The organism is Corynebacterium sp. UMB10321, from assembly GCF_030228725.1.
GTDB lineage: Bacteria > Actinomycetota > Actinomycetes > Mycobacteriales > Mycobacteriaceae > Corynebacterium > Corynebacterium pseudogenitalium.
Genome location: NZ_JASOZC010000002.1, coordinates 79,993 through 100,307, shown reverse-complemented (window position 1 = coordinate 100,307; position 20,315 = coordinate 79,993). Strand labels below are relative to the sequence as shown.

At 58.6% G+C, this 20,315-nt stretch carries 18 protein-coding genes and 1 riboswitch; of the genes, 5 read left to right on the top strand and 13 right to left on the bottom strand.

Going from position 1 to position 20,315, the window contains the following annotated elements; all coding sequences use genetic code 11:
* Positions 1-4: 4 nt before the first annotated feature.
* From QP752_RS03430 to QP752_RS03380, 11 genes are all read right to left on the bottom strand, one after another.
* Positions 5-745 (bottom strand): 1-acyl-sn-glycerol-3-phosphate acyltransferase, encoded by a 741-nt coding sequence (locus QP752_RS03430; RefSeq protein ID WP_070362198.1) that lies wholly within the window; start codon positions 743-745, stop codon positions 5-7.
* On the bottom strand, positions 738-1,709 hold the full coding sequence (locus QP752_RS03425; RefSeq protein WP_284804448.1) for an ROK family protein: 972 nt from the start codon (positions 1,707-1,709) through the stop codon (positions 738-740). The genes QP752_RS03430 and QP752_RS03425 overlap by 8 nt, the downstream gene beginning before the upstream one ends.
* A gap of 11 nt (positions 1,710-1,720) precedes the next feature.
* Positions 1,721-2,866 carry a glycosyltransferase family 4 protein gene (locus tag QP752_RS03420; RefSeq protein ID WP_256020199.1) on the bottom strand — a complete coding sequence of 382 codons (1,146 nt, stop codon included), beginning with the start codon at positions 2,864-2,866 and terminating at the stop codon, positions 1,721-1,723.
* Between the two features lie 5 nt (positions 2,867-2,871).
* The gene (locus QP752_RS03415; RefSeq protein ID WP_284804446.1) at positions 2,872-3,918 is read right to left on the bottom strand and encodes a C40 family peptidase; all 1,047 of its coding nucleotides are present in this window, start codon (positions 3,916-3,918) and stop codon (positions 2,872-2,874) included.
* A gap of 125 nt (positions 3,919-4,043) precedes the next feature.
* Positions 4,044-4,787, bottom strand: a complete 744-nt coding sequence (locus tag QP752_RS03410) for a C40 family peptidase (protein WP_070362194.1) — start codon at positions 4,785-4,787, stop codon at positions 4,044-4,046.
* Between the two features lie 14 nt (positions 4,788-4,801).
* Positions 4,802-4,973, bottom strand: a riboswitch (cyclic di-AMP (ydaO/yuaA leader).
* A 535-nt stretch (positions 4,974-5,508) separates the two neighbouring features.
* A complete protein-coding gene (locus QP752_RS03405) occupies positions 5,509-7,128 on the bottom strand; it encodes a cytochrome bc complex cytochrome b subunit (RefSeq protein WP_070362193.1) in 1,620 nt (539 codons plus the stop codon).
* A complete protein-coding gene (locus QP752_RS03400; protein ID WP_070362192.1) occupies positions 7,128-8,348 on the bottom strand; it encodes a ubiquinol-cytochrome c reductase iron-sulfur subunit in 1,221 nt (406 codons plus the stop codon). The genes QP752_RS03405 and QP752_RS03400 overlap by 1 nt, the downstream gene beginning before the upstream one ends.
* Positions 8,345-9,193 (bottom strand): cytochrome c, encoded by an 849-nt coding sequence (locus QP752_RS03395; protein WP_070362191.1) that lies wholly within the window; start codon positions 9,191-9,193, stop codon positions 8,345-8,347. The genes QP752_RS03400 and QP752_RS03395 overlap by 4 nt, the downstream gene beginning before the upstream one ends.
* Before the next feature lie 80 nt (positions 9,194-9,273).
* Entirely contained in the window at positions 9,274-9,894 is a 621-nt protein-coding gene (locus QP752_RS03390; protein ID WP_284804443.1) for a heme-copper oxidase subunit III, read from the bottom strand.
* Positions 9,895-10,349: 455 nt separating this feature from the next.
* Complete coding sequence (locus tag QP752_RS03385; RefSeq protein WP_070362190.1) at positions 10,350-10,781, bottom strand: cytochrome c oxidase subunit 4; 432 nt, start codon at positions 10,779-10,781, stop codon at positions 10,350-10,352.
* 17 nt (positions 10,782-10,798) lie between these two features.
* Entirely contained in the window at positions 10,799-11,893 is a 1,095-nt protein-coding gene (locus tag QP752_RS03380; RefSeq protein ID WP_070362189.1) for a cytochrome c oxidase subunit II, read from the bottom strand.
* 436 nt (positions 11,894-12,329) lie between these two features.
* Here QP752_RS03380 and asnB point away from each other — a divergent pair, with 436 nt between their 5' ends.
* Both asnB and QP752_RS03370 read left to right on the top strand, forming a co-directional pair.
* Entirely contained in the window at positions 12,330-14,252 is a 1,923-nt protein-coding gene (gene asnB, locus QP752_RS03375) for an asparagine synthase (glutamine-hydrolyzing) (protein WP_284804442.1), read from the top strand.
* A 13-nt stretch (positions 14,253-14,265) separates the two neighbouring features.
* On the top strand, positions 14,266-15,258 hold the full coding sequence (locus tag QP752_RS03370; protein ID WP_284804440.1) for a S41 family peptidase: 993 nt from the start codon (positions 14,266-14,268) through the stop codon (positions 15,256-15,258).
* Between the two features lie 76 nt (positions 15,259-15,334).
* On the opposite strand, the gene QP752_RS03365 is transcribed toward QP752_RS03370, so the two are convergent.
* Positions 15,335-15,679: an iron-sulfur cluster assembly accessory protein gene (locus QP752_RS03365; protein ID WP_070362187.1), complete on the bottom strand. Its 345-nt coding sequence runs from the start codon at positions 15,677-15,679 to the stop codon at positions 15,335-15,337.
* A 150-nt stretch (positions 15,680-15,829) separates the two neighbouring features.
* Between QP752_RS03365 and QP752_RS03360 the strand changes: the two genes are divergently transcribed.
* Together QP752_RS03360 and QP752_RS03355 are read left to right on the top strand one after the other, a co-directional pair.
* Positions 15,830-16,537, top strand: coding sequence for a DUF3043 domain-containing protein (locus QP752_RS03360; protein WP_083433138.1), 708 nt, complete (start codon positions 15,830-15,832; stop codon positions 16,535-16,537).
* Between the two features lie 18 nt (positions 16,538-16,555).
* Positions 16,556-17,554 (top strand): nicotinate-nucleotide--dimethylbenzimidazole phosphoribosyltransferase, encoded by a 999-nt coding sequence (locus tag QP752_RS03355; protein ID WP_071572446.1) that lies wholly within the window; start codon positions 16,556-16,558, stop codon positions 17,552-17,554.
* 7 nt (positions 17,555-17,561) lie between these two features.
* Here QP752_RS03355 and QP752_RS03350 read toward each other — a convergent pair whose 3' ends face one another.
* Positions 17,562-18,677 carry a branched-chain amino acid aminotransferase gene (locus QP752_RS03350; protein WP_284804435.1) on the bottom strand — a complete coding sequence of 372 codons (1,116 nt, stop codon included), beginning with the start codon at positions 18,675-18,677 and terminating at the stop codon, positions 17,562-17,564.
* A gap of 147 nt (positions 18,678-18,824) precedes the next feature.
* On the opposite strand from QP752_RS03350, the gene QP752_RS03345 reads away from it, so the two are divergent.
* A complete protein-coding gene (locus QP752_RS03345) occupies positions 18,825-20,315 on the top strand; it encodes a leucyl aminopeptidase (protein ID WP_284804433.1) in 1,491 nt (496 codons plus the stop codon).

The window sequence follows — 20,315 nt, the reverse complement described above, 5'->3', positions numbered from 1 at the left end:
TTACTTAATCCTCTTCGGGCTCGGCGCCCTCAGGATAGCGCCCCGTCTCTTCCAGATGCTTTTTGACGTCCGAAGCATACACATCCACGTACGGGTACCCGGACAACGCAGACATCTTATGCATCACGAAGTCCGTAAACGGACGCATCACCTCCCGCGAGTGCGGATCAAATCCGTGCTCCGTCGCCCAAGCGTGCGGGTCAATAGGTTCGCTGAGCTTGATGCGGACCTTCGCCGGGCGCGGAAGCACCGACCCGATCGGGTTCGCCTCGCGGGTGCCAATCATGGCCACCAAGATCACCGGCGCTCCCGTGTCCATCGCGACACGAGCCATACCGGTGCGCCCCTTGTAGATGCGACCATCCGGTGAACGCGTGCCTTCCGGGTAGATACCGAACACGTCGTTGCGATCAACAATCACCTCGCGCGCAGCCTGCTGCAGGTTCGCGCCCGCATTCGAATCACCGCGATGCACAGGGATCTGACCAACAGCGGTAAAGAAAAACCGCTTGAACCTGCCCCTCAAGCCAGGTTGCGTAAAGTACTCGCTCTTCGCCGGAAACGTGATTTGCCGACGCAGCATCAGCGGCAGATAGAACGAATCCATCACCGCTTGGTGGTTCGAGACAAGAATGACGCCGCCTTCGTCCGGCACATGCTCCGCGCCTTCAATCGTGGGACGGTTCCACACGAGCAGCGCTGGACCTAGCAACGCCTTAAACGCCGAATACCACTTGTTATGCACGCTGTCTCCCTGCTAGATCCTCACGAGCCAAGTCTGCGACACCGATCATACCTGCCTGCGGGCCCAGCTCTGCGCATAGAATCTCCGGAACAGGGCGGTACCCGGAGCCAACCATGTTACGACGCAACGAATCCTTGGCATCTTCCATAAAGAGGTCTGCGTCGGCGCTCACGCCACCGCCAAGAACCACCAGGCCCGGATCCATAACGTCAGCCACTATCGACAAACCACGGCCCAGCCACTCCGCAAAACTCGCAAGCGCCTTCACGCCAAGCTCATCGCCCTCGCGTGCAGCCTCCATCACGTCATGGCCCGTCGCCCGCTTATCGACGACTTTCCGGTACAAACCGCACTTCTTAAAACCGCCGTGCGCTGCGACCTCCAAAGCACAGTCCACCAACGACGTGCCCGAGGCGTACCGCTCCAAGCAGCCCTGCTTACCGCAGGAACACACGCGACCATCTGGCACAACAGTCAAGTGCCCGAACTCGGGGGCAGTGCCGAACGATCCGCGGTAAATCTTGCCATCAATCATCAGCGTTGCGCCGATACCGGTACCGACGGCAAAGAACACCCAGATATCCGCATCCTTTGCTGCGCCAAATCGGTATTCACCCCAGGCTGCCGCGTTCGCGTCGTGCTCAAGGCGGACTGGTAGCCCCAGAGCCTCCTCAAGCTGCGCCCGAACCGGCTGGTCGTTGCGCCACGGCAAATGCGGGGCGAACCGCACGATCTCGCAGTCCGGGTCAAGAAAACCGGCGATAGCCAAGCCGACAGCATCAACCACGTACTCCCGCTGCAGCTGCCGCACCATATCGACGATGACGTCGATAAGCTCATCACCAGTCTGCGGAGTACCAGTAGATATCGATGCAACGATGCGCCCAGAGTCATCAACCACTGCTGCGCGAGTATTCGTCCCGCCGATATCAAAACCGACAGTCAGCTTGGATTCAGTAGACATACATGACCATGCTAGTCGCCGAGAGCCTGAGAAAATAATAATTTCTCACACCGCTCCCCCAACACCTGCCACGAAAACTCCCGCTGCACATGGCGTCGACCCGCCTCCCCCATCGATTCCCGCAGCAGGGGATCACGCAGCAGACGCACCAACGCCGCGACAAGTGCATCATCATTCTTATCGACGACCACTCCGCTGTGGTCCGTCACCGTTTCCGGCGCACCGCCCGAATCACCAGCGACCACCGGCACCTCACACGCCTGGGCCTCGAGAAACACAATCCCGAGACCCTCAACGTCGAGGCCTCCGCCGCGGGTACGAACCGGCATCGCGAACACGTCTGCAGCCGCAACGATTCGACACAGGTCATCGTCGCTGACCCGCCCGGTGAACCTGACACCGTCGACGCCCTCCGCCATCGCGTGAAGCCGACGGGCATACGGCCCCTCCCCAACAATCACCAATTGTGCACCCAGCACCTGCTCGCGCACCCTAGGCAGGACGCGGATCAACCGGTCTTGCCCTTTGCGTTTCACCAGACGCGACGCACACACAATCAGCGGAGACTCCGCGCCGATTCGGAACGAAGCTCTGGTCTCCAACTTCTCCTGCTGCGTTGCGGGCGCGTAGCGGGACGTCGATACGCCTGAGGGAAGCGCAACGAACTGAGGATTCGGACCAAATGCTTCCTTGAATCGCCCCAGTGTGTACTCCGAAATGTACGTGATTACATCGGCACTACCGCCAATCGTTCGCAGCAGTCGACGACCAATGCGAAACATTGACCACCCGACCTCATGGCCATGCGTCGTCGCCACAACCCGCGAAGCACCCGCACGCTTCGCAGCACCCCCCATCACTCCAAGAGGAGCTGCAGCACCAAACCACACCGTATCGACGTGCTGTTCCCTGATAATTCGCTGCATCATCCTCCGGACAGCAGGAGTAGGCAACATCACCGGAAAAGGCCAACGAATAATCGTGTACGGCTGTTCCACATCCCAAGCGAGAGCAGCCGCCTTATCCTGCATCGAGGCAAACACAATGATGCTCTGCGCCCCCCGACGGTGAACGACCTCCTGCACATAATCCCGCAAGTACGACTGAATCCCACCGACAGTCGGTGGGAAATCATTCGTCACCAATAAAACAGTCATGGTGCTTAATAACGGACAGCGCCCTGGACCGGCATCGAATTCAACGGGACAACCTGAACCGGAATACCGTAGTCAGAGGCATGCACAACCATGCCGTCGCCGATATACATGCCAACGTGCTTCACTCCCGGGTAATAACCGACAATGTCACCTGGCTGCAGGTCTCCCATGCTCACCGGCATGCCACCAGCAAGCTGAGCCTGCGAGGTACGCGGGATCGCCTTACCGTTCTGCCCGTAAGCCCACACCATGAGCCCAGAGCAGTCGAACGCCGACGGCCCCGTCGCGCCCCAGCCATAAGGCTTGCCAACCTGCGCGAGCGCGGCACCGACAACCCCATCCCCCACCGGAGGCAACGAGCCAGCATCAACGGGGTGCAGACGTCCCTCCCACAACGAACGCGCCTCCGGCGACAAATTATCGACGCGCGCCTCAATCTCCTCAATCTGTCCCTGCAGCGCCTCGCGCTCACGCTCGAGCTTCGAACGCTTTGAATCAAGGTCATTGCGGAGATACTGCGCTTCCGCAAGGGCTACGTTTGCAGCATTCGCCTTCGTTGCCGCGTCCTGGGCAGCGCCTTCGTACTCGCGGAGCACACTTTGCTGCTTGCGGGACAGCGAATCCAGGTACGCAGCACGGTCAATAGCAGTCTGGGGACTACCAGAGTCCAGCGTTGTAAGGATCACATCGGCCTGGACGTTGCGGTACCGGGACGCAGCGAGGCGGTCTACTTCCCTTTGGAGATCATCACGAGCGATTTTCGCAGCTTGGACTTGGGTACGCGCATCCGCCGCGTCAGACTGCAAGCGCTCAAGTTCCTCCGACTTCGCGGCAATATCATCCTCGACGCCCTTGAGCTCTTCTACCTTTGCGGTGACCTCATGCGAAAGCTCATCAACCTGATGAATCAGTTCTTCGACGTCATCCGCCACTGCGGACGGAGCAACAACGCTACTGCTCACAACGACAGAGAGCGATGCACCCAGCGCCACGCGCTTCCCCCAGGAACGCCCATTTGCAACATGACGCGCATGTAAAGAGTGTTTAGCCACTTAAAGCCCCTTCGCTGGCAAGAAAAACTATCACCAATATAGCGAGAGGGGCTTAAAGTTACAATCTTGTAATTCTTCTGCCGACCCCCACCACAATCGTTTGGATCGGCCGATAAATACCGAGCTCAGAAGCGCACAGCGGAGTGCACTGGCATCATGTGCAGTGGACGCTCAGCGACCGGAGCGTTGGTGTTCAGTGCATCAATGATAGTGCCGTTACCGGTGTAGATACCAACGTGGGAAGCGCCACCGTAGTAAGCCACGATGTCACCAGGCTGAAGCTGATCAAGCGGAACCGGAGTACCCGCAGCCGCCTGCGCCTGCGAGGTACGAGGGATGGACTTACCAGCCTGCGCATATACCCAGGAGGTGAAACCGGAGCAGTCGAACACGTTCGGGCCTGCAGCGCCGTATACGTATGCAGCACCAATCTTTGTACGTGCAATATCGACCAGGCGCTGACCTGCGGAGACCTGCGGCGCTGGAGCAACTGCCGGCGCAGCAACGTTTGCGGAGTATGCCTTCGCGACTGGCGCCTTGAACTGAGCCTCGACGTTTGCCAGCCATGCACCAAACGAAGGTACGTTGTTGACGCCAGGAACCGCACGAACCTGTGCAATTGCCGTTGGGACATCAGCATTGGACTTCTGACCTGCCAGGGATGGGATCCAAGCCTCGATGCCAGGAATCGCAGCGATGCCCGGCACGTTCTCAATACCTGGAACCTGAACAGCTACCGGCGAGTTCGGGACGCGAACCTCAGCCGCCTCTGCAGAGATTGGCGAGAGCAGCGAGGCACCTGCAGCTGCTGCGGTCACTACCGCGACGTTACGTGCAGTGCTGTGTGCCTGACGACGGTGCTTAGCCATAATTGTAAAACTCCATATCTTCTCTTTTGCCGACCGAGTTAGCTGACGGGTTGGGCTAGAGAACCAGCCTTACGACTTCCACGGAAAACTCCGCTCTCGTTCGCATTCACCCCAGAGAGAAAATCCTGCTTGGGTCCCCGGCTTCCTGAAGCCACTAAGGCTCAGGGAATTAGGCGCTATATGTACTTACTGTTTGCTTTCAACGGCTGTTGCTGCAATGTCTCGATTAGGTTACGAAACGGAAACATCTTTGTCCAACGACACGGCCGTTATCGTTCCGTTATTTTTCCTCTCCCCCATTTCGCGCGAATTTTCCTGAGAACTACAAGCAGAGCGCCACAATGTACCGAACCTGACGAACGACCTTCTACCTGCGCTTTTGCGAACCTTCCTCACCTGTACACAGAGAGCCGATTTGGTAAGAATGCACTAAATCACTCTTATGTGACATTACTCACTAATATTGTGTAACGCTTCCATAACGCTTCGAAATGGCTTCAAATTCCTCCGCCTTCAGACGTGAAGCGGTGAGCCATTGCTCCGCATTTATACCAAGTGCCGTAACAGAACGAAGCCTGAAGTGGGCTTGTGTCATAGCACGAGTGAGATAAAGGTGCTGGGTTCCAAAAGTGAACTGACCAGACATACAAAAACGCCCTGGCCAGCTGTACTCTCGTACAACCAACCAGGGCGCCTTGAGCGACCGCTAGTGTGTTAGAGCCTATTCAGAAGCATTGCGGTCATCGAGGTGTTTGGTTTCCTCGAGCTTGCGCAACGTCTCGATCTCCTCATGGTGGTTCTCGCGCTGCGCGTCCCGGACGCGCTCGGAAACGCCAAGCTCAGCAGGTTTGAACTTACCGATGGTCTCGGAGTCAGCGAAGCCGAGCTGGTTGAGGCGCTTCGGAACCGGAGCACCAGCGTAATCGAGCGGCACTGGGTGTCCATGCTCGTCGACTGGGCCAAGCGGCTGGTGGATCTCCACAAACGCACCGTTAGGCAGCTTCTTGATGATGCCCGTTTCGATACCGTGCTCCAGAACCTCACGGTCGGAACGCTGCAGACCAACACAGATACGGTAGGTCAGCCAGTATGCGAACGGCGGCAAGACAATGAGACCGATGCGACCGAACCAGGTCATCGCGTTCAGCGAGATCTGGAAGAAGTGAGCAACGTGGTCGTTGCCACCGGAAATCGTCAGCAACAGGAAGAACACGAGTGCCATCACACCGAGGCCGGTACGCACTGGAACGTCACGAGGGCGCTGCAGCAGGTTGTGGTGCGCCGTGTCACCGGTCACCTTCGCTTCGATGAACGGGTAGCTGATCAGCAGGACGACCATGACGCCACACATGAGGGCAACCCAGAAGGCACCCGGAATGGTGTATGGGCCGAGGTAGAGCTCCCACGCTGGCATGACACGAGCTGCGCCGTCAGTCCACAGCATGTAAACGTCAGGCTGCGAACCGGCGGAGACCTGCGACGGGTTGTATGGGCCGATGTTCCAAATGCCGTTGATGGTGGTCAGACCAGCCATAGCAGCGAGGACACCGAAGACAACCATCATGAAGCCGATCGCCTTGACTGCGAAGACCGGCATAATGCGGATGCCAACAACGTTGTTCTCCGTACGGCCGGGGCCTGGGAACTGGGTATGCTTCTGGAACCAGACGAGCAGCAGGTGCGCCGCGATCAGAGCCAGGATCACGCCCGGGAGGATCAGAACGTGCAGGATGTAGAAGCGGTCCAGCATAAGGTCAGACGGGAAGTCGCCGCCGAAGATTGCCCAGTGCATCCAGGTACCGATGATCGGGATACCAACAATAATGGCAGACATAATACGGAGGCCAACACCAGAGAGCAGGTCGTCTGGCAGAGAGTAACCCATGAAGCCTTCGGCCATGCCGATGAGAATCAGGGTAACGCCGATGACCCAGTTAGCCTCACGTGGGCGGCGGAACGCACCGGTGAAGAAGATACGCATCATGTGGGCGAACATCGCCATCATGAACATCAGCGCAGCCCAGTGGTGCATCTGACGAACGAACAGGCCACCGCGGACCTCGAATGAAATATTCAGAGCCGTGGCGTACGCGCGTGACATTTCCACGCCGTTGAGCGGTAGGTACCCGCCGTCGTAGATCACCTTCGTAATGGAAGGGTCAAAGAACAGCGCGAGGTAAATACCTGTCAGCAGCAAGATAATGAAGCTGTACAGCGCCATCTCACCGAGCATGAAAGACCAGTGGCTCGGGAAGACCTTATTCAACTGTGGCCGGAGGAAACCGGCTACCGTGTACCGCGAATCAACGTTGTCCGCGGCTTGTGCAAGTTTAGTACTCATTAGGATTTACGCTCCCAGAATGCCGGGCCGACGGGCTCGATGAAGTTTCCGTTGGCGATGAGGTAACCGTCTTCGTCAACAGTCACAGGAAGCTGAGGCAGAGCACGGGCAGCCGGTCCGAAGATCGGTTTGCCGTACTGCAGTGCGTCGAACTGCGACTGGTGGCACGGACAAAGGATGCGGTTCGTCTGCGCTTCGTAAAGCGAGGTCGGGCAACCAATGTGCGTACAAATCTTGGAGTATGCGTAGTAATCCCCGTAGTGGAAATCTTCCTGACCTTCACGCTCAACGACGCGGCGTGCGTCCTCAGAGCGAAGGCGGATCAGCATAACTGCGTTACGAGGGCCATGCAGCGAGTGCATGTGGTGTTCGTATACGTCGCGCTCTGGGTCGTAAATGTCACCATCGTTGACATCCTCCGGGTAGAGCGGGAATACCGTCTCCATGGAAGCAGCAGCGAGGTCTTCTGGACGCATACGCACCAGGCGGGAAACACCTGCCGTGGAGTAGTGCGAGCCAGCTACACCTTCGTGCAGCTCGGCGATCGCGCCAGTGTCGCGACCGAGGTAAACCTTGACGCCCTTCTCCTGCATGGTCCATCCGTGAGTCCAAAGCGTGCCATCACCTAAGTAGTTAAGGTCGTGGCGCTTCTTCCACGGGTTTTTGATCATGCCACCGAGGGGTGCAACGACCATGAGGCCGGCGAGAACACCAGCGGTGCCAAGCAGACCCTTCATTGCCTTGCGACGACCAAGGGTGGAAGTCTCCCAGGCATCATTCAGCAGAGCGGTCGTCGTGCGACGGTCCAATTCGGAAGAACGGCCGTCGTGACGACGCTGTACGGAGATCTCCTCAGGGATGAACTTCTTCACGTACTGGACAATCGCGATACCCAGGGCGGCAAAACCGACACCAGAAGTAAGGCCGAGCAGTGGCGTGTAAAGCGTGTAAACCCAAAGTCCTTCATCGCCGTGGAAGCGTGGCTCCCATGGCCAGAAGAGGTAGACACCGAGGAACGCGATTCCGCAGAGCACCGAAATAATCAACCAAATGTTGATTCCGAGCTCGGAAGACTTCTCGCGTGGGTCGCCATCAACTGGGAACCGCTCCTTGCGGTACGCAACGGTGACGTCGTCGAGTTCCGTGCCCAGAGCAGCGAGCTCCGCATTATTCATGCGGTCCAAATCTTGGGATGTGTAGTTCTTGTTTACTTCACTCATGAGCGCGATCCAATCCAGATAGCTGCGGCAGCAACGAGCGTTACGCCGATCATCCACATAGCCATACCTTCAGAAACTGGGCCAAGGCCACCAAGGGCGTAACCGCCAGGGCTTGGGGTTTCCTTCGAGGACTTAATAAACGCAATGATGTCGCGCTTCTCGTCGGCGCTGAGCTGGCGATCCGAGAACTTTGGCATGTTCTGCGGGCCAGTCAGCATCGCCTGGTAGATCTCCTGCTCATTCGCAGGGTCCAACTCCGGCGCATACTTACCAGAAGACAGTGCGCCACCGCGGCCGGTGAAGTTGTGGCAAGACGCGCAGTTCAAGCGGAAGAGCTCGCCGCCACGTGCGACGTCGCCAGCCTGAATCTGGCCATCGTAGTTCTTACCGCGAAGCTCTTCCTTCGCGAGTGAACCGTCTGGGTTGTACACCAGCTCCGGTCCCCCACCGTTGGCAGCAACATAGGCAGCCAGTGCCAGTGCTTGGGACTCGGTGTAACGAGGACGCTTGCGTTCAGCCTGAGCGTCATTCGACATCATCGGCATACGTCCGGAGTTGACCTGGAAGTACACAGCACCTTCGCCGGTGCCGATCAGGGACGGGCCGCGGCCTTCAACACCCTGGAGGTTCGCACCATGGCAAGTGATGCAAGCGACGTCGTAAATGTCCTTGCCTTCTTGAATCATTGCCTGGTCATCTTTTTGCGCAGTAGCGACCTGCGCGTTCGGGGCAAGCGCCGATGCGAGGAAACCCGCACCCGTGAGGCCGAGCGTCAAGGCTGCTGCACCAGCAAAGGTGCGCTGCGCCTTGCGCCGACTGCGCTTTTTCTTAGGTGATTTTTCCATCTTGTTCCCTTTGAGCGTCAGTGTCTAATACAGATAAATGGCCTTCCGTCATTTCGACGGCGACTCTACGTATCAGATACCTATTGAACGATATACAGAGTAATGAAGACGCCGACCCAAATTACGTCAACAAAGTGCCAGTAGTAAGAGGTCACCATTGCTGCAGTAGCTTGTGCCGGAGTGAACTTCGACTTAGATACGCGGAGCAGCACAACCACGAAGGCAATAATGCCGGCGGTCACGTGCGCCATGTGGAAGCCAGTGATGATGAAGAACACTGACCCGAAGACACTCGCCTGAATGGTCGCGCCGTGCATGATCATTTCTCCCCACTCGAAAGCCACGAGTCCGAGGAAGACAACGCCAAGCGCGATAGTTACCGTGAACCATTTGCGGAGCCCAAAAACGTCACCCCTTTCTGCTGCAAATACGCCGAACTGAGAAGTCACGGAAGAAGACACAAGCACGATCGTGATGATCAAGCCGAACATCACGTTCAGGTGTGCCGTCTGGTTATCCCAGTCGCCTGCGGTCATACCGTTTGCACGCGAGGTGAAATACATCGCGAACAAACCGGCAAAGAACATCAACTCTTGGGCGAGGAACGCGATCGTGCCAACGCTGACCATGTTTGGTCGGTTCAGCGCCGGGACACGATTCTGCGGTGTCGCCATACCTTGGTTAGAAATTGCGGTCGTCACGCATGTGATTATCCCCTGTTTTCGGGTCAAAGTCATCTCCTTTCACCCACAAACTTTCCGGCAGATTTCGCGCTAACCTGCCTTTTCTGGCCTAATAGCGCTCGAAGGAAATAACTCTCTGCAATACCGGGAACTTTTCTAGCCACTCATCCGACTACATCAATGCAGGTCACAACTTTCTCGACTTCATTCAGCTCACTTTCGGCTGATTTTTAGGCAATCCAGGATTCTTTTTCATCGATTCTTTGCGGTGTTTCAAAAGTTCCCAATAGTGATGGGACTCACATTACACCGCTGCCGTTTCCGGCTGCAGACCTACTTTCGTATGACCCCCAAGTGTTACGAATGAGTTCAACCGAAAGGATGAAAATAGCAAGCAAAAATCCCCCTCAGCCTTAGCTGAAGGGGATCAGTTTTCGCCGACACCTCCCGAAGGCGGGGAGGTCAGCGAATCTTTAGTGCTTCTCGCGCGGGATACCGTACTGCAGATTCAGCTGCGTAGTGGTCCACACGAGGAATACTGCGCCAAACACGACGAGCCACAGCTGCCAGAATGCAATTCCGAGTCCGAGGAACATAACCGCACCAGACATTGCGAACGGCCAGATGGAGCTTGGCGAGAAGAAGCCGAGCACGCCTGCGCCATCTTCAACCTCTGCCTCTTCCCAGTCTTCCGGAACAACGTCCATGCGACGCTCGGTGATGTCGAGGTAGACAGCGAGCATGAAGCAGAGTGCAGTAGCGAGAACCAAGCCAACGCCACCGACCCATTCGAGCCCGTAGAGGTAAGCATCTTCACCAATCCACGCTGTGCTGATCATGTAGAAGACTGCCATCAGCGCCAGGAAGGTACCGATTGCGTAGAAAACTTTTGAACCAGTTGCCATTTCTCTGCCTTCTCTTTCTATACCGTCGCGTTAGGGTCGTTGGTGTTGTTGCCGTCGCGGGTGCCGTGGCGGTCAGACACGAACGGACGTGTGGAGGTGGCGTACGGCGCTTCGCCGATAGATGCGAGCGCATCGGAGTTTGGCGCCTCAGGGTTGTCAATACGGAACTGAATGTATTGAGCAAACTTTTCTGGGGTCACGGCACGAACCTCGAAGTTCATCATCGAGTGGTAAGTACCGCACATCTCGGCACAGCGACCAACGAATGCGCCAGTCTTATCGATCTTCTCAATCTGGAATGCACGCTGCTGCTGGTTCACCTCTGGGTGAGCGTAGGTATCACGCTTGAAGAGGAATTCAGGAACCCAGAATGCGTGGTTCACGTCACCGGATGCGAGACGGAACTCAATCGCACGATCGGTTGGCAGGACGAGCACCGGAACCTCTTCGGTAGTACCGAGAGTCTCAATCTCATTGAAATTGAGGTACGAGAGGTCACCGGTAGAAGTGCCGTGGATCGGGTTCGGGTTCTTAATATTCTCGTCGTCGTACTTCGTTGCCTCGGCCTTGGCCTGACGCTCGGTGTCAACACCGTCATATGCCTGACCGTTAGAGGTGAACTCGCCGTCAACGTTTGCGTAGCCAAACTTCCAGTTCCACTGGTATGCGGTTACGTCAACCGTCACCTTCGGGTCCTTGCCGAGGGCTGTAGTCTTCGTCTGCGCCTGGACGGTGAAGAAGAAGAGCACCATAACAATGACGATCGGAATGATCGTCAGCACAAGTTCCAGCGGCACGTTGTACTGGAGCTGCTTCGGGAACTCAGACTTGCCGCGCTTCTCCTGGCTCTTCGCGTTCCACTTGAAGATCGCAGTGAGGAACAAGCCCCACATGATGATGCCGATAATCCATGCTGCAACCCAGGTCCATACCCAGAAGTTGTACATCTGCTCACCCTCAGGGGTAACAGGATCTGGCCAACCCATATCCAGCACCTTCGAGAGCGCCTCTGGCGGTGCAACCTCACAGCCCGTCAGCGCGAGACCGCCCAGCAGGAGCGATCCGGCAACTGCGATTTTCTTCGCGAAGTTGCGGTCCTTTACCTTTTCCACGTGTGTCTGCCTTCCTGTCCACACTCGCTGTTTACGGCAGGACGCACAAACAGGTGCGCCCAAGCATTGTTACTCCGTCAGAATAGTGGATAAGGCGCAGCGCCTCTGAATTCTTTAGATTTTGAGTCGAGGTAAGCATTCGTAGTCAGCTGACGTCTTTTACCGTGTATGCAAAAGCCGTGCACTCAACGGGTTTTGCATAAAACGGTACAAACGTCCTGGTAAGAGCTTTATTTTTCACTCAAATTGCTCAACCATAAGTTGGCCCCCTTTTGGGGACCGAATAAAGGATGAAGAATTTCCGCATTTTGGCGCTGGTTTCGTTGGTTCGCGCATCTCCTACAGAAAACCCTATTGTTGATTGGAAGAAATGCTTCGTGGCCCAGCACTCCGCACGGCTGCGTACACCTTATCTATAGGAGAGGTTTTCAAGTCTATGTGTGGCCTGTTGGCTCTACTCACCACAAACAGCAATGCCGCAAGCTTCGTGGAAGCCGCGGAACGTGCGTTGCCCTGCATGTATCACCGTGGCCCTGATGCCGCCGGCACCTGGAACGACGACCACGCCGTTTTTGGTTTCAACCGCCTTGCCATTATCGATCTCGAGCATTCTCACCAACCCCTACGCTGGGGCCCGAAGGAGAATCCGGAGCGCTACGCGCTGACGTTCAACGGCGAGATTTATAACTACATCGAGCTTCGCGAGGAACTGCAGGAGGCAGGCTACGATTTCAATACCTCGGGGGACGGTGAGCCAATCGTTGTTGGCTTCCACCACTGGGGAGAGAAGGTTGTCGAACACCTGCGTGGCATGTTCGCGTTTGTCATTTGGGATACCGAGACACAGCGTATGTTCGCGGCACGTGATCAATTCGGCATTAAGCCCTTGTTTTACGCCACTACCCCGGTCGGTACCGTGTTCGCCTCCGAGAAGAAGTCCATCCTAGAAATGGCTCCAGAGCTGGAGATTGGTCTCGAGTTAGATCGGCGAGCTATCGAGCACTACGTTGACCTGCAGTATGTTCCCGAACCAGAAACGTTGCACGAGAGCATTCGACGCGTGGAGTCTGGTTGCACGGTGTCACTGACGCCTGGCGGTGAAGTCACATCGGAGCGCTACTTCAAACCACACTTCAAACCACAGCAAGTCCCACAAGGTCAAGAACAGAAGCTTTACGACAGGATCGCTCAGGCGCTCGAAGACTCCGTCGAGAAGCATATGCGAGCGGACGTCACCGTCGGCTCCTTCCTCTCGGGCGGCATTGATTCGACAGCGATTGCTGCCCTGGCGAAGAGGCACAATCCAAACTTGTTGACGTTTACCACCGGCTTCGAGCGCGAGGGCTACTCCGAGGTAGACGTGGCTGCGGAGTCCGCTGAGGCGATTGGCGTTGAGCACATCGTGAAGATTGTCTCGCCTGAAGAGTACGCGGACGCGGTGCCGAAGATCATGTGGTACCTCGATGATCCGGTTGCGGACCCTTCGCTTGTCCCGCTGTTCTTCGTCGCACAGGAGGCCCGCAAGCACGTCAAGGTGGTGCTCTCGGGTGAGGGTGCCGACGAGCTGTTCGGTGGGTACACCATCTATAAGGAACCGCTGTCGCTCGCGCCGTTCGAGAAGTTGCCGACGCCTCTTCTACGGGGACTGAACAGGCTAAGCCGTGTGCTGCCGGAAGGCATGAAGGGCAAGAGCTTACTCGAACGCGGTACGACCCCAATGGAGGACCGTTACTACGGTAACGCTCGTTCCTTTAACTTCGAGCAACTACAGCGTGTGCTGCCTTGGGCGAAGCATGAGTGGGACCACCGCGAGGTCACCGCGCCGATTTACGCCACATCGACAGAGATGGATCCAGTTGCCCGGATGCAAAACTTGGACCTGTTTACCTGGATGCGCGGCGATATCTTGGTCAAGGCGGACAAGATGAACATGGCGAACTCGCTGGAGTTGCGCGTGCCGTTCCTGGATAAGGAGGTCTTTGAGGTCGCACAGACGATTCCGTACGACCAGAAGATCGCGCACGGCACCACCAAGTACGCGTTGCGTAAGGCGATGGAGCAGATCGTTCCGCCGCATGTTCTCCACCGCAAGAAGCTGGGATTCCCTGTTCCGATGCGCCACTGGCTGGCCGGCGATGAGCTCTTTGGTTGGGCGCAGGACACGATCCGTGATTCGCAGACCGACCATATCTTCGCCAAGGACCAGGTGCTGGAGATGCTCAAGGAGCACCGTGACGGTGTTTCCGATCATTCGCGTCGCCTTTGGACGGTGCTTGCGTTTATGATCTGGCACGGCATTTTTGTCGAGCATCGCATTGATCCGGGCATCGAGCACAAGGAATACCCGGTTCAGCTTTAAGGAGGACCTGCTCATGTGGACCAAGAAACGGGTACTGACTACCATCGTCGCGATGCTCAGTGCGCTGCTCCTCGCAGTTGGCGCCGTGGCGTTCGTCTACGGTCCGACGCTCACCGCGATGCTGACGGGCACCGCTCGTTTCGCGGGGACACAGACGCCGAAGCGGTATAGCGCGACGGTGCTCGCGCTCGCCGAGCAGGGCATCTACGCAGACTCAAAGGAGTTCGAGGAGGCGAAGGCCCGCGCAAAGGAGGCCGCCAAGCAAGCAGATACGCTTTTCGACGTCTACCCCGCCCTCGAGGACGCAGTCAAAGCTGCTGGCGGGAAGCACTCCCGTCTGATTGAACCTGGTAACCCTAACCTCGGCTGGACTATGGAAGAGAAGTCGGAAGCCTCAGTCAGCGTCGAGGGCCGCGTTGCGGTGGCAACCGTGCCTGGCGTCGATCGGCACGATGATGTGCAGGGCTACGCAGACACGCTCGCAACAGGTCTGGCTTCCGCGCGTGATGCCGGGGCATGCGGGGCTGTCGTTGATCTGCGTGGCAACGACGGAGGCGACATGGGTCCAATGGTCTCAGGCCTCTCCTCACTGTTGCCGGATGGCGCGGTGCTCGAATTCGTCTCTCGGACGAACACTACCCAGGTCACGGTTGAGGGGAACTCGGTGACCGGCGGCGGCACCCCGATCACGACTTCTGGCGGGAAGTGGGATGCGCCGGTGGCGGTCTTAGTCGATGGCGACACTGCTTCGTCGGGCGAGGCCACGATGCTGTCGTTCCGGGGGCTCGAGCACTCCCGCAGTTTCGGGTCCCCTACTGCGGGCTACGCGTCGGCAAACATGGTGTACGACTTCCCGGACGGCAGCCTGCTGATGCTGACTATCGCGAAGGACAAGGCACGCACTGGCGAGGAGTTCGCCGAAGATCCGGTGCAGCCCGACGTCGAAACCGATGTGCCGTTCGAGGAGGCCAAGCAGTGGCTCGACACCGAGTACGGCTGTAAATAGTCCGCGCAGACGAAACACCCCGCGCTCCCCTCAATCATGAGGTGGGCGCGGGGTGTTGGCGTCGAAAAGCTACTGCTTAGTTGAAGCTATCGCCGCACGCGCAGGCCGAGCCAGCGTTCGGGTTATCGATGGTGAAGCCCTGCTGCTCGATGGTGTCAGCGAAATCGATCGTTGCACCGGTGAGGTACGGCACGCTCATCTTGTCCACGACGAGGCGCACACCCCCGACAACGTCAGCCTTGTCGCCGTCGAGCTCGCGGTCGTCAAAGTACAGCTGGTAGCGCAGGCCAGCGCAGCCACCTGGCTGAACAGCAATGCGAAGCGAAAGGTCGTCGCGGCCTTCCTGGTCGAGCAGAGCCTTCGCCTTTGCAGCCGCTGCTTCAGTAAGGGTCACGCCCGTGGCAGAGGTAGGTGCAGTCATTCTTTCTCCTTGCTTAGCGAATATCTTCACGCAAGATGCGTGCTTCGGAGTGTGGCACTAGCGTACTCGCATCACACCGTCATCGTCTACAGCGTATGGGAGCGGGCGCTTATTCCCCACTTTCGGGGACGGCCTTGTAGCCTGTATAGCGTGAAACTTCCTTGGCAGAAATCTGATGAGGCTCCAGCCGCCGCTGCTGCCGCAGCGAATCGAGCGGAGACTCCCGAAACCGACGCGGAACCCGCGAAAAAGTACCCGAAGGGCTACACCCCTCCAAAGGGGCGGCCGACGCCGAAGCGCATCGATCAGGAGATCAAGCGCGGCGTAGTGCGCGACCCCAACGCGACGACTCCTGCTCAGCAGTACCAGAAGAACAAAGAGTTAAAGAAGTCGATGTCGAAGGAGGAGTGGAAAGCCTATAAGAAGCAGCAGCGCGAAGAGGCGAAGAAGCACAACCGTGAGGTCCAAGCCAAGATGGACGCCGGCGACGAGCGCTACCTCATGGACCGCGACCGTGGCGAAACCCGCCGCTTCGTCCGCGACTGGGTGGATTCTCGCCGCTTCATGAACAACTACGCGATGCCTCTGGCGATCCTGCTGTTCCTCATCCTCTTCATCGGTTCTTGGTACCCCGAGATTGCCGGAGCCATCGCCATTTTGCCGATGGTGTTTATCGTGCTGATTCTTGGTGAGGCATTCCTGATCGGCAAGCGTGCGAACAACGCTGTGCGCGCGAAGTTCCCGGGCACTGCAGATACCGGTTTCGGTCTTGGTATGTACGCGTTTTCGCGCGCGTCGCAGCCGCGGAAGTGGCGCTCGCCGAAGCCACAGGTGCGCATCGGCGAGACCGTGAACTAAACGGACAAAGGACGTTTCATGGCTGTTGCATTCGACCCGATTGAGCATCCAAGCGAAACCCTGCGCCGCGAGCTTGCCCGCGAACTACAGCGCAGCCCGGAGGGGCGCGGTCTCGGTCGCGTGGGAACGATTGCGGAGTGGACTGCCTCGGTGCAAAACCGTACGTGCCCGGTTGCGTTCCGTCAGCCGCAGTGCGTGCTTGTCGCCGGTAACCACGGTGTCGCAGCACGCGGTATTTCCGCGCAACCACACGACGCCGCCTGGACCACTGTAAAGCAGATTGCGGCAGGTGGCGGCGTCGCTCGCGTTGCTGCGGAAGCCGCGGGCGCGTCGATTATTCAGATTAATGACTACTTAACGCTGCCGACAGGCGCGATAGACCGGCAAGCCGCCATGACGCCCGAGGCGTTCGAGCAGGCAGTCGCGCACGGTGCTCGCGTCGTTGACCAGGGCGTAGACAGTGGAGTTGACCTGTTCATTCCTGGAGACATTGGCGTCGGCAATTCGACGGTCGCCGCCGCCGTCTATGGCGCGCTGTCGCGCACCGAGCCGGTCAAGGTCATCGGACGCGGCTCGGGCATCGACGACAACGTCTGGAAGGTGAAAGTTGCGGCAATTCGGGACGCCATGTTCCGGGTGCGCACCTTTAGTGACGACGTCCCCCGCGTCCTTGCCGAGCTTTCGGGGCCAGATTTCGCGTTCCTTGTCGGTATGTTCGCGCAGGCCGCGGTTCGTCGAACCCCCGTACTTTTCGACGGCCTCTACGCCACCGTCGCCGCCTACGCCGCCGAGCGCCTCGCACCCGGCACGAAGCAGTGGATCATGGCGGGCCAGCTCAGTCCGGAACCCGCCCAGATGCTGGCGCTCCAGGCCCTCGATATCATTCCGGTGCTGGCACTGGACTTGTCGCTCAACCAGGGAGTGGGCGCGCTCGCAGCGCTGCCGCAAATCAACCTGGCTTCTGAGCTCGTTACTACAGTGCTCGGGCCGGAGGCCCCAGAGGGCGCCCCGGCCTGAGATCCCTCTAGTTCTCGGCTGGGACGAGCGTGTGGTTCCAGCCGTGGACGTCTTCGACCGAGCCGTCCTGGATACCGCGCAGGTGCTCGCGCAGCTGCATGGTGATGGTGCCGGCCTCATTGTTGTTTACGGTGAACTCACCGTGGCGGCTCAGCACGCGCCCGACCGGAGTGATCACCGCTGCGGTACCGCATGCAAGCGTCTCACTGATGGTGCCGTTTTCAGCGCCCTTGTGCCACTGCTCCACCGTGATCTTGCGCTCCTCGGTGCTGTAGCCGAAGTCTTCCGCAACCTGCAGCAGCGATTTGCGGGTGATGCCCGCCAGGAGGGAACCGGACAGTGCTGGGGTGATCAACTTCGCGTCCTTCCCGCTGCCCTCGACGAACATGAGGTTCATGCCGCCCATCTCTTCGATGTACTTGCGCTCAATGGCGTCGAGCCAGACAACCTGGTCGCAGCCCTTTTCTTCTGCCTCGGCCTGCGCGAGCAGGGAACCCGCGTAGTTGCCAGCGAACTTGGCGTCACCGGTGCCGCCGGGCGCCGCGCGGACGTATTCCTCGGAGATCCACACGCTGACGGGCTTGACGCCGCCGGAGAAGTAGGCGCCAGCTGGGGATGCAATGAGGTAATAGGTGTAGGTGCTCGAGGGCTTCACCCCGAGCGTCTTCTCGGCGCCAATCATAAATGGACGCAGGTACAGCGCCGCTTCCCCACCAGCTTCGGGGACCCAGTCCTTATCAATCGTCACCAGCTGCTGCAGCGACTCGATGAACAGATCCTCCGGCAACTCAGGCATTGCCAGGCGATGCGCGGAATGGGCAAAACGCGTCGCATTCTGCTCGGGGCGGAACGTCGTGATCGAGCCGTCGTGGTGACGGTATGCCTTCAGGCCTTCGAAGATCGCCTGCCCGTAGTGGAAGACGTTGGTCGCCGGGTCCAGCGAGATCGGCCCGTACGGGCGGACCTGCGCGTTATGCCAACCGTTGGCCTCGTCCCAGTCGATGGAGACCATGTGGTCAGTAAACTCTTGCCCGAAGGCTGGGTTTGCGAGCACTGCATTGCGCTCTTCGTCAGTTGCCTTGTTCGGATTCGGGATAATTTCAAATGGTGTGCCTTGAGTCATGCAGACCACCCTACTCCCCGATTCCACTCTTTGGAACCGGAATTCCATATTTTCTTCCACGCACAAATAGCTTGCCCCGCGCCACGCGTCCCTTATTCCAGGTACCCTTGGCGATGTTCAATAATCTTAAGAAAGGCGCATGTACTCATGACTTTTTCGGTTCCTGAATCGCTGCTCCCGGTCCGGGGCGACTCCGTCTCCCTCAACTTTTCGACGTCCGCTCCGAGCGACACCGCTGCCCTCTTGCTACCCGTGACCTCGGATGACTCGAAGGTTGAAGTCCCAGTGACCTCACTGGCACCGAAGGGTGCACTCGAGGCGCTGGAGACAGTCGGCGCGAAGGGCACCGCCGGCGAGATCACCCGCGTGGTCGTTGATGGGAAGTTGGTCATCGCCTTTGGCCTGGGCAACGCCGATGAGATTGATGACGAGACTGTCCGTCGCGCTGTCGGTTCCCTGGCTCGCACACTGTATGGCACGGAGTCTGCGGTGATCTCGACTGAGTTCGGCGTCGCCCCCGTCGTGGAGGGCCTGCTGCTCGGCGCGTACAAGTACAAAGGCTTCAAGGCCCCGTGCCAGTGCGGCTGCGACGGCGAGCACGGGCTTACCGACGTCACCGTTGTAGGCAAGGACGACGAAAAGGAAGCATTCGACCAGGCAGTGATTCTCGCCGAGTCGGTCATGCTGGCGCGCGATCTCGTGAACACGCCGTCGAACCACCTCTACCCTGCCGTGTATGCGGAGCTCACCGAGAACGTCGGCAAGCAGGTTGGACTCGAGGTCGATGTGTTCGACGAAAAGCAGCTTGAGGAGCAGGGCTTCGGCGGCATCCTCGCGGTCGGCAAAGGCTCCGCCCGCGCACCTCGCTTAGTGCACCTGAAGTGGACGCCTTCCGCGTCGAAGTCCTCTGTCGCGTTGGTTGGCAAGGGCATCACCTTCGATACCGGCGGCATCTCCCTCAAGCCGGGTGCAAAGATGGAGGACATGATTTCCGACATGGGCGGCTCTGCTGCTCAGTTCGGCGCAATTGTTGCAGCTGCCCGCCTCAACCTGGATGTTGCGGTCGACGCCTGGCTGCCACTCGCGGAGAACATGCCATCCGGTACCGCTACCCGCCCAGGCGACGTGATTCGCCACTACGGCGGCATCACCAGCGAGGTACTCAACACCGATGCTGAAGGCCGCCTCGTGCTGGCAGACGCGATTGCACGCGCGGCTGAAGATAACCCTGACTTCATGATTGAGACGTCCACGCTGACCGGCGCTCAGCTCGTCGCCCTCGGCAACCGCACTGCCGGCGTCATGGGCTCTGATGAGTTCCGCGACCGCGTCGCTGCGCTGGGCCGCGAGGTTGGCGAGCAGGCCTGGGCGATGCCACTGCTGGAGGAACAGGAAGAAGAGCTGAAGTCCCCCGTCGCCGATATCCGCAACGTCCACAATGCCCGTACCGGCGGCATGCTGTTCGCTGGCCTGTACCTGTCTCGCTTCGTCGGCGAGGACACCGAGTGGGTGCACATCGACGTCGCCGGCCCGGCGTGGAACGGTGGCTCGCCACGCGGCTACACGCCGAAGCGCGCGACCGGCGCCCCGCTGCGCACGATCGTTGCAACGCTTCGCAGCATCGCCGAGGCCAACTAG

Bases quoted from the DNA above. Each gene is read 5' to 3' on its own strand.
- QP752_RS03425 (WP_284804448.1), bottom strand. From the start codon at position 1,709: ATGTCTACTGAATCCAAGCTGACTGTCGGTTTTGATATCGGCGGGACG.
- QP752_RS03420 (WP_256020199.1), bottom strand. From the start codon at position 2,866: ATGACTGTTTTATTGGTGACGAATGATTTCCCACCGACTGTCGGTGGG.
- QP752_RS03410 (WP_070362194.1), bottom strand. From the start codon at position 4,787: ATGGCTAAGCACCGTCGTCAGGCACACAGCACTGCACGTAACGTCGCG.
- QP752_RS03405 (WP_070362193.1), bottom strand. From the start codon at position 7,128: ATGAGTACTAAACTTGCACAAGCCGCGGACAACGTTGATTCGCGGTAC.
- QP752_RS03400 (WP_070362192.1), bottom strand. From the start codon at position 8,348: ATGAGTGAAGTAAACAAGAACTACACATCCCAAGATTTGGACCGCATG.
- QP752_RS03395 (WP_070362191.1), bottom strand. From the start codon at position 9,193: ATGGAAAAATCACCTAAGAAAAAGCGCAGTCGGCGCAAGGCGCAGCGC.
- QP752_RS03385 (WP_070362190.1), bottom strand. From the start codon at position 10,781: ATGGCAACTGGTTCAAAAGTTTTCTACGCAATCGGTACCTTCCTGGCG.
- asnB (WP_284804442.1), top strand. From the start codon at position 12,330: ATGTGTGGCCTGTTGGCTCTACTCACCACAAACAGCAATGCCGCAAGC.
- QP752_RS03370 (WP_284804440.1), top strand. From the start codon at position 14,266: ATGTGGACCAAGAAACGGGTACTGACTACCATCGTCGCGATGCTCAGT.
- QP752_RS03365 (WP_070362187.1), bottom strand. From the start codon at position 15,679: ATGACTGCACCTACCTCTGCCACGGGCGTGACCCTTACTGAAGCAGCG.
- QP752_RS03355 (WP_071572446.1), top strand. From the start codon at position 16,556: ATGGCTGTTGCATTCGACCCGATTGAGCATCCAAGCGAAACCCTGCGC.
- QP752_RS03350 (WP_284804435.1), bottom strand. From the start codon at position 18,677: ATGACTCAAGGCACACCATTTGAAATTATCCCGAATCCGAACAAGGCA.
- QP752_RS03345 (WP_284804433.1), top strand. From the start codon at position 18,825: ATGACTTTTTCGGTTCCTGAATCGCTGCTCCCGGTCCGGGGCGACTCC.